The sequence below is a fragment of the Arthrobacter sp. TS-15 genome, assembly GCF_006964045.1.
In the GTDB taxonomy this organism is placed as follows: Bacteria; Actinomycetota; Actinomycetes; order Actinomycetales; family Micrococcaceae; genus Arthrobacter.
This window is the reverse complement of the sequence record NZ_SDXQ01000112.1, coordinates 1-1,340: the sequence shown is the minus strand read 5'-3', so window position 1 is coordinate 1,340 and position 1,340 is coordinate 1. Positions and strand designations below refer to the sequence as shown.

At 71.4% G+C, this 1,340-nt stretch carries 2 protein-coding genes; both read right to left on the bottom strand.

The features are described 5' to 3' along the window. Window positions 1-101: 101 nt before the first annotated feature. On the bottom strand, window positions 102-884 hold the full coding sequence (locus tag EU811_RS23125; protein WP_142940576.1) for an alpha/beta fold hydrolase: 783 nt from the start codon (window positions 882-884) through the stop codon (window positions 102-104). A gap of 66 nt (window positions 885-950) precedes the next feature. Beyond that, window positions 951-1,274 carry a DUF427 domain-containing protein gene (locus EU811_RS23120; protein ID WP_142940575.1) on the bottom strand — a complete coding sequence of 108 codons (324 nt, stop codon included), beginning with the start codon at window positions 1,272-1,274 and terminating at the stop codon, window positions 951-953. Window positions 1,275-1,340 lie beyond the last annotated feature (66 nt).

Genomic DNA, 1,340 nt, shown 5'->3' with positions numbered 1-1,340 from the left:
AGTCTCGTGGGCTCGGCGACGATCGCGACGACCACGCGCGCGGCGACCGCACTGGCCTGAGGCACCCCGGCACCGCCCGGCACGGCTGTACGGCTACAGGGCTACACGGCGAAGAACTCCGCCAGCGCCGGTGCCAGGACCCCGGGATCCACCACGTGGGTCTGGCCCTCCAGTACGCGGTACGTCCCGTCCGGCGCCGCCTCCGCGGTGGCCCGGGCGGACTCGCGCATCCACTCGGGGCTCGCGCCGCCCGCCAGGGCCAGCACGGGCACCGGGACGGAGGCGAGGCGCTTGCGGGGCACCAGTCCGTCGCCCATCACGGCGTTGTCGTACGCGAGGGTCGGGGCGACCGCCTCCAGGGCCGGCCACACCGCGGAGTGCCGCATGCCCCTGATGACCTCGGGGGGCGCCCCGGTCAGGGCGATGAACAGCTCCACCGCGTCTCCGCGCCGGTCCTGCGCCAGCAGCTGGGTGAGGCGCTCCGTGTACTCCGCGCGCTGTTTTTCGCCCCCTTCGTAGACGGCGAACGGCGGCTCGTAGACAGCCACTTTGCGGACCGGGAGCCCGCTCGCCGCGGCCTCCACGACCAGCGCGGCGCCCGACGACATGCCGTACAGGCCCGCGCTGCCGTCGCCCGTGGCCTCGATGAGGGCCGCGATGTCCTCGACCTCCCGGGCCACCTCGAAGGGCCCTGTGTCACCGCTCTCGCCGCGGCCCCTGCGGTCGTACACGACCGCGCTGAACCGGTCCGACAGGAGCGAGGCCAGGGGCGCGTCGGAAGCGCCCGTGGCCATGGCCCCGGTCACGAAGATGACCGCCGGGCCCTCACCACTGACTTCGTACGCGATGGGAGTGCCATCGCGCGAGATCGTCTTCTTCTCCATGCCTGTGAGGACTGCCGGGCGGCCCGGAACTCATCGGTGGGACGTGGGTCCGTTCGGAGAACGGGGTCAAACGGCTTCTACTTCGTAGAAGCACAGGTGGTCCTTGATCTCGGCGACCTCCGGCTTCGGGTCGGGGTAGCTCCAGACGAGGTCGGGAGCGTCCGGCAGCGACCAGTAGGACGCGTCACCCTTGAAGGGGCAGTGGGTGCGGGTCTCCGACGGGGTCAGCAGATCCAGACGTACGTCCTCCGCGGGGAGGTAGTAGCGCACGGGCAGGCCCGTCTCGCGCAGCAGCAGCGGGCGTGTGCTCTCGGCGAGCACCTGTCCGCCGTGCACTACACGGACGTGCTCGGTGCCCTGCTCGATGGTGATGCGGTGGCCTTGGGTCACGGCTTTTCGGCCTCCTCAGGTAGCGGTCTCGCCCGGTACAGCGCAGGCTGCTGTCGTGTTCTTCCC

Excerpts from the sequence above, each read along its gene's own strand:
- EU811_RS23125 (WP_142940576.1), bottom strand. The coding sequence starts at position 884 with ATGGAGAAGAAGACGATCTCGCGCGATGGCACTCCCATCGCGTACGAA.